This is a genomic window from Devosia sp. (assembly GCF_030689745.1).
Taxonomy (GTDB): domain Bacteria; phylum Pseudomonadota; class Alphaproteobacteria; order Rhizobiales; family Devosiaceae; genus Devosia; species Devosia alba.
In genome coordinates this window covers 60,853-69,495 of record NZ_JAUYGL010000007.1, presented here as the reverse complement: position 1 = coordinate 69,495, position 8,643 = coordinate 60,853, and the positions used below count along the sequence as shown (strand labels likewise).

The window sequence follows — 8,643 nt, the reverse complement described above, 5'->3', positions numbered from 1 at the left end:
TCGATCTGGTGGAGGCCAATGCGCTGCATGGCGGCAAGCTCTCCATGGTCGACAGTCTGATTATTACGGGACAGACTCTCGTCTCGAATGGTTTTGGCGCCTCCGTCGGGCTGGAGGCGGCCTATACTCAGATGGGTGGCGGCGTTGCATCCAAGCTGGGAGATCTGTTTCAGTTGCGCAGGGCCGACATGCGCAAGCTGGTAGGCTGCGGGGCCGCAGGAGCAATTGCGGCGGCCTTTGGCGCTCCTTTGACCGGTGCCTTCTATGCCTTCGAGCTCATCATAGGCACCTATACAATTTCCAATCTGGCCCCGGTGGTTGCCGCCTCAATTGCGGCCGTACTCGTTGCATCGCTGTTCGGCCACGGCGAGCCAATCGTCACGATCACCCAGGCGGTGGACATCGGACTGCCCCAAGTGCTGCTGATCGTGATGAGCGGGCTGGCGACGGGAGGGATCGGTATCCTGCTGATGCGGCTCGTCGGCCTGGTAGAAGCCGCCTTCCTGAGAGTTCGCGCGCCCACTTGGTCCCGTCCTGCCATTGGAGGTGTTCTGGTTGGCGGGCTGGCGTTGCTCAATCCTGCCGTGCTGTCAGCGGGGCACGGAGCGGTCCAAAGTGCGTTCACCGAGGCGCCGCTGCCTTTGGCCCTGGCGGGCGCCGTGGTGGTCCTGAAAATTCTGGCATCGGCGATTTCGCTCGGCTCGGGCTTCCGCGGCGGCCTGTTTTTTGCGTCGCTTTTCATTGGGGCGATTCTTGGTCAGGTGTTCTACCAGCTGACGGAACTGATCGATCCGACGCTGTTCCCCTATCCCGATGTGTTCATGCTGGTGGGTATGACCGGCCTGGCAGCCGCTATTGTCGGTGGTCCACTGACCATGGCGTTTCTGGCGCTCGAGACCTCCGGCAGCCTTCCGCTCACGATCGCCGTCCTGGTCGCCGCTGCGGCGTCGTCAATGCTGGTACGCGAGACCTTTGGCTACTCGTTCACCACCTGGCGCTTCCACCTCCGGGGCGAAACTATCCGCAGCGCCCATGACGTGGGCTGGATGCGCAACCTGACGGTGGGCAAAATGATGCGCCGGGATACCAAGCCCGTACCCGAAAACCTCGGCCTTGGCGAATTCCGCCGACTTTACCCGCTCGGATCCGCTACGCGGGTCATCGCCCTGCGTGACGATGGCAGCTATGCGGGGATGATCGATGTGGCAGATGCCTATGGCGAGGCGATTGCGGACAAAGCGGCGGCGGTAAAGACCATCCTGCGCCACGGCGAAGTGATGCTCCATCCCGCATTGGGCGCGGGGGACGCTGAGCACCTGTTCGAGAAGAACAATGCGGATGCCTTGGTCGTGGTATCGGATCTGGTAGGGCGCAAGGTGATCGGCACGTTGACGGAGAGCCATCTGCTCCGCCGCTATGCAGATGAGCTAGAAAAAGCCCGCGCCGACCTAGCCCGTTGAGCGGTCGGTTTTTGCGATGTGTTGTGTCCAGCGCTGTTGAATGTCACCGAGACCTGACCCTTTAGGGGCAGAAGGACAACTATCGCGCCTTCTTCAGCCGCATCGGTTTTGACCAGACCCTCGTCACCGAGTTGCTGGAGCGCACTCCGCCACGTGTCGCCGCCAGCTTCTCGGAGGTCGCCGCCGCCACTGCATCTTTCGGACATGGTTTCAGCATTTCGCCATTGCATATGGCTCGTGCCTTGGCGGCGTTCGTCAATGGCGGCAACCTGATCCCGCCGACCTTCTACCCACGCGAAGAAGAGGCGGCGCTCGCCGTTTCGACACGGGTCATTTCCGAACAGACCAGCGCCCAGATGCGGCAGTTGCTGCGTTTTAACGCTGTCGTGGGCTCGGGTTCACGAATGAACCGGCTGGCGGTCGGTTATCGGGTCGGCGGCAAGACCGGGACGGCGGAGAAGGTAATAGACGGTCGCTATGGCACGGGCATGAACCTCACCGTCTTCGTCACCGCCTTCCCCATGGGGGACCCGCAGTACGTAATGTAGATCCTTGTCGACGAGGCCTCCCCCGAAACACCACAATCGGGGAACACAGCGGGTTGGAACGCCGGCGAAGTTTCGGGACGCGTCATCGCCAAGGTCGGGCCTATGCTGGGAGTCGCCCCCATGGAAAGCAACGGCGTCGACGACGCGATCATCGCAGGCTTTCAGTAGCAAGAATGCCGGGAAGACCGGCTCCGCGGTTTTCCATCGCAACAATATGCGGACGGGCCGTGATCAAAATGCCGGAGACGTGTTTAGGCTTTTTGGGGACGCCCATGTGGCTAACCAAGGATTAACCGCATCGCCTTAAGCAGAAGCGGTGATCGTCCGGAGCCCAATCAATTTACGACGCCTGCTGATCCTGCTTTTTGCGGTGATCAGCATGTTCGGCTGCGCCACCGGGTCCTCCATGGCTCATACAACCAATGCCATAACTGCGGCGATCGCCAGCGACGATCACGGTCACAGCCATGCCGGACAAAACGGCATTGGCAATAGCGTTTCGGGTCACCACAATGCCGCTGATCACACTCATGACACCCCGCACTTCCCGGCGTTGATCGTGGCGAGTTGGACAGTGCCTCCGATTGGATGGTTCCAGAGCGTGTCGGGCGACAGCGTGCTCGGCATCGCCCATACGATGGACCGACCGCCACGAATTCCACCCAACGATTGACCGCCGGGCCGGAAGGCTCAGTTCAAATCATTGGGGTTTCCCTCATGTCCAAAATATCGCCCCTCACGTGGGCCGCGGAACGATTCCGCACACCTAAACTATCGGTGGCAGCTGCCTTCGGCCTGCTGATCACCGCAATGCTTACGGGCACCGCGAGTGCCCATGGCGTCGATACGTCCGACGCCGGCTACATCGCCGAAATCACCGGCGCGAACCTGCTGCCGTTCGTCTATCTCGGCGCCAAGCACATGATCACCGGCTATGATCACATCCTGTTCCTCTTCGGGGTGATCTTCTTCCTATACAGGATGGAGCACATCGGCATCTATGTGTCGCTGTTCGCCATCGGTCACTCGACCACGATGCTGCTCGGCGTGTTCTTCAACTGGGCCGTCAGCTCCTATTTCATCGACGCGATCATCGCGCTATCGGTGGTCTACAAGGCACTCGACAACGTTGGGGCATTCCAGCGCTGGCTGGGCTTCCAGCCCAAGACCAAGGCCGCGACCCTGATCTTCGGGTTCTTCCACGGGCTGGGCCTCGCCACCAAGATCCTTGAATACGACATCTCGCCCGATGGGCTGCTGCCCAACCTCATCGCCTTCAATGTCGGCGTTGAAATCGGCCAGTTGATGGCGTTGTCCTGCATCCTGATCCTGATGGGTTTTTGGCGGCGCACGGCGTCGTTCTGGAAGCTCGCCTTCTCGGCCAACGTCGCCATGATATGCGCCGGTTTCGTCCTCTTTGGCTACCAGTTGGTCGGCCTTTTCGTCGTTCCTTAGGGAGACACAAATGTACAATACAGATTTTCCCGACCGCGCTGACCTGCCTTCCACCGAAAAGCTTGTCGGCTCAACAATCATCGCCGGCGTTTCGGCCCTGGCCATCCTTGTCACCATCGTGCTGCCGTCCGAATACGGCGTCGACGTTACCAGGGTGGGCGGCATGCTGGGGCTGACCGAGATGGGTCGGATCAAGATGCAGCTCGCGCAGGAGGCCGCTGACAATGAGGCGATGAGTGCGGCTGTCGCGTCCGGCAATGTGGTGGTCCCCATCGCCTCGGTTGCGACAGCCGATACCCAGACCTTGGCGTCGCGAATGGACGACATCGAACAGACGCTGGCTGCCTTGCAGTCACAGTTGGCCGCGGGACAGGCGGTAACGCTACCTCCCGTCCCAGCTGTCGTCGCACCTGCCGAACCCGTCGCGGTTGCGGCAGCACCTGTTGCAGCGGCCCCAGCCTGGCGGGACGAGGTGAGCTTCACCCTGACCCCGATGCAGGGCACCGAATACAAGATGGTCATGCAGGCGGGCGCCGTCGCCAATTACGAGTTCGTGGTGGACGGCGGCGTCATTAACTTCGACGCGCATGGCGAGGGCGAGGGACAATCGCTGAGCTACGAAGAGGGCCGCGGCGTGATCGCCGACAGCGGCCAGATGGTTGCCCCGGTAACCGGAACGCACGGCTGGTTCTTCCGCAACCGCGGAGATGCCGACGTGATAGTGACTCTCCGTACAACCGGCGATTATTCAGAGCTGCGCAAACTGATATAGTCAGAACTGACTGCATTAGCTGTCAGTGAACAAAGGTAGAAGGCCCGCTTTCGCGGGCCTTTTGTCTTATCGGTGGCAGTGATAGTCGCCAGTTTTCCGGTTGTTGTGACAGCCATCTTTATTCAATCCGCCGCCATGCGCATGAGCCGAGCCAGCCATGGACACGGTAAGAAGCGCAGTCAAAACCAATGCAGTAATCTTCCTCAATTTATATCTCTCCAAAAATAAACATGATCTCTAGATCACTATTGTTATTCAGCGACAATACACTGGGGAATGTAAAGAACCATTTTCGTTCGGAATTTTTGGAGTAAATTCTGGAGCGGTATTTTGTTTGATCATGTGTAACCAACGGCAAGACCCACTACGCCGTAGTAGCCCACATAGAGACCGACGATAATAATTAGGGCACCTGAAAGGTAAGGCGCCCTGGCGGCCATGACGGAGAGCCAGGGGAAACGCTTGGTCGCATGCCGGGAGCCAATCGCCGCAATCGCACCAACGGTGACGAGTGTGATCGCCAGGCCGATCGAGAAGCAGAGCGCCATGACGGCGCCAAGCGGGATTTCCTTGAGCTGCAGGCAGATCAGGAGAACGGTGATAGCCGCCGGGCAAGGCAGCAGGCCACCAGTGATGCCGAACAGGATGATCTGCCAGGTGGTGACTCGCTGGCTGGCGAAGCGCTTTCGGATATCGTTGGCGTGGGCCAGTTCGTGGGCGTCCTGGTAGCCATCGGTCGCCAGTTGCAGGCCCTTGACCTCTTCGTGCATGGCGTCGTGGCCGCGACCCTCGACGAACGACAGATCGCAGTCGTGGCCGTGGTTGCCGTGAGCAAGTGTCAGCCGGGCCATGAACTCATGCGGCTCGGGGATGTCGTCGATGGATTCGAGGTACTCGCCCTTGCTCACGAAAGCGAAGGTCTGTTTCGAGCCGTCCGGGCGCTCGGTCATCACGCTGACTTCGCTGGCTGGCCAGTTTTGCCCGAAGAGAGTGCGAACACGCCATTTCGGCGGCTGGCCGGTTTCAAATATTTCCGCCCGAAGGACACCATGGCCGGTGTCGATATCGCGGGCCTCGTCATGCCCATGCTGATGGCCGTGCTCGTAGTGGCTGTGGCCGTGGGAACCGCCATCGCGGTGATCGTGTCCCATCGCAGCCTTCGCCAGTTGCTGGTCGCGCCAGGTTCGATGGATCATCCATAGTGCCAGCCCGATGATGATAACCGCTGACAGTAGCTGAAAATAGGGCTCGACGGTTTCGGCATCGAGGCCCTGGTAGAAGTACGGCCCGCCCAAGGCGATCGCCCAGACCACCATGGTGTGGGAAATAGTGGCCGCAAGCCAAAGAAGGACGGCCTGCCAGACCGTCCCGCGAATGGCGACGATGAAGGCCGCCATCATGGTCTTGGAGTGCCCGGGCTCGAGGCCATGCAGGGCGCCGAGCAGGATGGTGCTGGGGATGAAGAACCAGGCGTTGCCGGCTCCCCGTGCGATCATTTCCGAGAAGTCGAGCATGGCAACCAACTTGGGTGAAGTTGACCCCCACATATCCGCCCCTGGGGGGATGTCGTCAATATCCCCATGGGGGGATATTTGGCGGGTTGAAATTTATCCCCCCCTGGGGATATGAGTAGGGCATGACACAGTCACACACCCACGATGACAGCCATTCGCATGTCCACGACACGCATCCCGACATCGTCAAGCGCCTGAAGCGTGCAGACGGGCATCTGCGCTCGGTCATCGAGATGATCGAAGGCGGTCGGCCATGCCTGGACGTCGCCCACCAATTGCATGCTGTCGAGAAAGCCATCGCGCAGGCCAAGAAGACCTTGATCCACGATCACCTGGACCACTGCCTCGACAATGCGGTGGGGCCGCTGGACGCAGACCATCGCACTGCGATCGACGAGTTCCGGGCCATAGCCAAGTACCTCTAGGAGGCCATCATGCTCGGTGTCTTGAAAAACAGAACCTACCGCCACCTGTTCCTCGCCCAGGTGATCGCGCTGATCGGGACGGGCCTCGCCACCGTGGCGCTCGGCCTGCTCGCCTTCAATCTAGCAGGTGAAAATGCCGGCGCGGTATTGGGTACTGCCCTGGCGATCAAGATGATTGCCTATGTCGGGGTGGCGCCGATTGCTTCAGCTTTCGCCGAGCGTCTGCCACGACGGGCCATGCTAGTGACGCTTGATCTGGTTCGTGCGGCGGTTGCCTTGCTTCTACCGTTCGTGTCCGACATCTGGCAGGTCTACGTGCTGATCTTTGTTCTGCAATCGGCGTCGGCGGCCTTCACGCCGACCTTCCAGGCTACCATCCCCGACGTGTTGCCAGACGAAAAGGAATACACTCGAGCGCTCTCGCTTTCACGTTTGGCCTATGACCTCGAAAGCGTTGCCAGCCCCTTGCTGGCGGCGGCACTGCTGACGGTGATCTCGTTCAATAACCTATTTGCGGGCACCGTGATCGGCTTCATCGCCTCGGCGCTGCTGGTTGCTTCGGTGGTACTTCCCAGTCCAAAGCCGGCGGCTCCGAGGGGCATATACGATCGAACTACGCGGGGTCTCCGCATCTATCTCAAGACGCCGCGCCTGCGTGGACTGTTGGCATTGACCTTTGCCGTCTCAGCCGCCGGCTCGATGGTCATCGTCAACACGGTGGTGTTGGTCCAGTCGGTATTCGGCTTGACGCAGCAGTCGACGGCGGTAGCCCTCGCTGCATTCGGCGGCGGCTCGATGCTCGCGGCATTGGCACTGCCACGGCTGCTCGATCGGTTCGACGATCGCCCCGTCATGCTGATCGGCGCCGGCATCCTGGTTGCGACAATGCTCGCCGGCGCTGCCTTACCCGGATACGGCGTGCTTCTCGGTCTCTGGGTCATCATCGGCGTCGGCTATTCGGTCACCCAGACGCCGGCTGGCCGGCTTATCAGGCGGTCATCCAATCCCGAAGATCGTCCCGCCCTGTTCGCGGCTCAGTTCGCCCTGTCGCACGCGGCTTGGCTGGTTACTTATCCGCTGGCCGGGTGGCTGGGTGCGTCTGCGGGCTTGCCGGTGACATTCCTGGTCATGACAGCAGTTGCGGCTCTGGGATTGGTCGCGGCATTGCGACTTTGGCCGGTCGATGATCCTGTCGTAGTCGAACACACGCACGACGATCTGCCGGCGGACCATCCTCATCTCAATGGGTCGACCGGCAAACATGCCCACGCGCATGAGTTCGTCATCGGCGCCGAACACACTGTATGGCCGGGGCGGTGACCACGCTCTTTGGATGGATAGTCGCAATCCAGACGACCACCCACCACTCGGTTTCCGAACATATGCACGCTTAATCAGCATAGTGCCGATCCTGTTCGGCTTCGTTCATACATTGACGCGCGGTCGTCAGCCGCCCCCGCGGTGTAATCAGGTTGTGGCGGGAAGATTCTGCGTGATTTCGTCGACCTCGATGAAGGTCGGACGGACGTTGCTCATCAACGCCTTTCGGGCAAACTCGACTGCCATGACCGGCGGTTGTCCTGAAATATGGGCGAGGAGCCCGGCCTTCAGGGACCGATAGTATTTGGACTCCGAGTTGAAAGTGCTCCGGAGCGACTGGGCCATGGGTGCGAAGAAACCGTAGGCCACAAACACACCGAAGAACGTTCCGACGAGAGCGCCGCCGATCATGTGACCCAACACTTCTGGCGGCTCGCTGATGGAGCCCATGGTCTTGATGACGCCCAGCACGGCGGCGACAATGCCCAGCGCCGGTGTGCCGTCCGCAAGAGACTGGAGAGCTCCGACCATTTCTTCCTGCTCTTCGTGGTGGGTTTCGAGATCCTCGTCCATGAGCGCTTCCATCTCATGGACGTTGGTGGACCCCAAAGTCACCATGCGCAGGTAGTCGCAGACGAATTCGACTGCGTGGTGGTTCTTCGCAAACGACGGAAAAGCGTTGAACAGCTTGGAGTCGGATGGGTTCTCGATGTGCTGCTCGAGAGCCAGAATGCCCTTCGACTGGATCAGCTTGAACATGGCGTACTGCATACCCAACATGTCCGCGTAGTCGGTCTTGCTGAACTTGGGACCCTTGAGCAGTGCGCCAAAGCTACCCATCGTGCCTTTGAGGACATGCCCGGAGTTGCCGATGATAAAGGCGCCGATCGCGGCCCCCAAGATGATGACGAATTCGAAGGGCTGCCACAGGACGGCAATGTGGCCGCCGAGGGCCATGTAACCGCCGAAGACACAAAGCAGCACCACGATACTGCCGACGATCAAGCGCATGGCAAATATCCTTCCTGAGTGAAGGGAAGGGGTGTCGATGTCGTGCGGGTGGCTTTGATTTTCCCACGCAAGGTCGAGTGCGCGCTCGTCACCCATCCGGGGGTGAGATGCAGGTAAACAGTCATGAAATAGCCTCTT

At 60.2% G+C, this 8,643-nt stretch carries 9 protein-coding genes and 1 pseudogene; 6 read left to right on the top strand and 4 right to left on the bottom strand.

Annotated features, from left to right (window positions below):
* Together Q8O80_RS00915 and Q8O80_RS00910 are read left to right on the top strand one after the other, a co-directional pair.
* Positions 1-1,460 (top strand): chloride channel protein (locus tag Q8O80_RS00915; protein ID WP_305575950.1); only part of this gene is annotated, 1,460 nt, incomplete at its 5' end.
* 83 nt (positions 1,461-1,543) lie between these two features.
* Positions 1,544-2,008 (top strand): annotated as a pseudogene (locus tag Q8O80_RS00910) (penicillin-binding transpeptidase domain-containing protein); the annotation flags it as partial.
* 340 nt (positions 2,009-2,348) lie between these two features.
* Here the strand turns inward: Q8O80_RS00910 and Q8O80_RS00905 are convergent.
* Entirely contained in the window at positions 2,349-2,540 is a 192-nt protein-coding gene (locus tag Q8O80_RS00905) for a hypothetical protein (protein ID WP_305575948.1), read from the bottom strand.
* A gap of 278 nt (positions 2,541-2,818) precedes the next feature.
* On the opposite strand from Q8O80_RS00905, the gene Q8O80_RS00900 reads away from it, so the two are divergent.
* Positions 2,819-3,463, top strand: coding sequence for a HupE/UreJ family protein (locus Q8O80_RS00900; protein ID WP_305575957.1), 645 nt, complete (start codon positions 2,819-2,821; stop codon positions 3,461-3,463).
* Between the two features lie 10 nt (positions 3,464-3,473).
* Positions 3,474-4,235, top strand: a complete 762-nt coding sequence (locus Q8O80_RS00895; RefSeq protein ID WP_305575946.1) for a hypothetical protein — start codon at positions 3,474-3,476, stop codon at positions 4,233-4,235.
* Positions 4,236-4,301: 66 nt separating this feature from the next.
* Here the strand turns inward: Q8O80_RS00895 and Q8O80_RS21490 are convergent, their stop codons facing one another.
* Together Q8O80_RS21490 and Q8O80_RS00890 are read right to left on the bottom strand one after the other, a co-directional pair.
* Positions 4,302-4,394 (bottom strand): YHYH domain-containing protein, encoded by a 93-nt coding sequence (locus Q8O80_RS21490; RefSeq protein ID WP_371136065.1) that lies wholly within the window; start codon positions 4,392-4,394, stop codon positions 4,302-4,304.
* 179 nt (positions 4,395-4,573) lie between these two features.
* On the bottom strand, positions 4,574-5,749 hold the full coding sequence (locus tag Q8O80_RS00890) for a nickel/cobalt efflux transporter (protein ID WP_305575944.1): 1,176 nt from the start codon (positions 5,747-5,749) through the stop codon (positions 4,574-4,576).
* A 122-nt stretch (positions 5,750-5,871) separates the two neighbouring features.
* On the opposite strand from Q8O80_RS00890, the gene Q8O80_RS00885 reads away from it, so the two are divergent.
* Positions 5,872-6,174, top strand: coding sequence for a metal-sensing transcriptional repressor (locus tag Q8O80_RS00885; RefSeq protein WP_305575942.1), 303 nt, complete (start codon positions 5,872-5,874; stop codon positions 6,172-6,174).
* Positions 6,175-6,183: 9 nt separating this feature from the next.
* Positions 6,184-7,494, top strand: a complete 1,311-nt coding sequence (locus tag Q8O80_RS00880) for an MFS transporter (RefSeq protein ID WP_305575940.1) — start codon at positions 6,184-6,186, stop codon at positions 7,492-7,494.
* Between the two features lie 147 nt (positions 7,495-7,641).
* Here Q8O80_RS00880 and motA read toward each other — a convergent pair whose 3' ends face one another.
* Positions 7,642-8,505, bottom strand: coding sequence for a flagellar motor stator protein MotA (gene motA, locus Q8O80_RS00875; RefSeq protein ID WP_305575938.1), 864 nt, complete (start codon positions 8,503-8,505; stop codon positions 7,642-7,644).
* Positions 8,506-8,643 lie beyond the last annotated feature (138 nt).

Bases quoted from the DNA above. Each gene is read 5' to 3' on its own strand.
- Q8O80_RS00895 (WP_305575946.1), top strand. From the start codon at position 3,474: ATGTACAATACAGATTTTCCCGACCGCGCTGACCTGCCTTCCACCGAA.
- Q8O80_RS00905 (WP_305575948.1), bottom strand. From the start codon at position 2,540: ATGAGTGTGATCAGCGGCATTGTGGTGACCCGAAACGCTATTGCCAAT.
- Q8O80_RS00900 (WP_305575957.1), top strand. From the start codon at position 2,819: ATGCTTACGGGCACCGCGAGTGCCCATGGCGTCGATACGTCCGACGCC.
- Q8O80_RS00880 (WP_305575940.1), top strand. From the start codon at position 6,184: ATGCTCGGTGTCTTGAAAAACAGAACCTACCGCCACCTGTTCCTCGCC.
- Q8O80_RS00885 (WP_305575942.1), top strand. From the start codon at position 5,872: ATGACACAGTCACACACCCACGATGACAGCCATTCGCATGTCCACGAC.
- Q8O80_RS21490 (WP_371136065.1), bottom strand. From the start codon at position 4,394: ATGGCTGGCTCGGCTCATGCGCATGGCGGCGGATTGAATAAAGATGGC.
- Q8O80_RS00890 (WP_305575944.1), bottom strand. From the start codon at position 5,749: ATGCTCGACTTCTCGGAAATGATCGCACGGGGAGCCGGCAACGCCTGG.
- motA (WP_305575938.1), bottom strand. From the start codon at position 8,505: ATGCGCTTGATCGTCGGCAGTATCGTGGTGCTGCTTTGTGTCTTCGGC.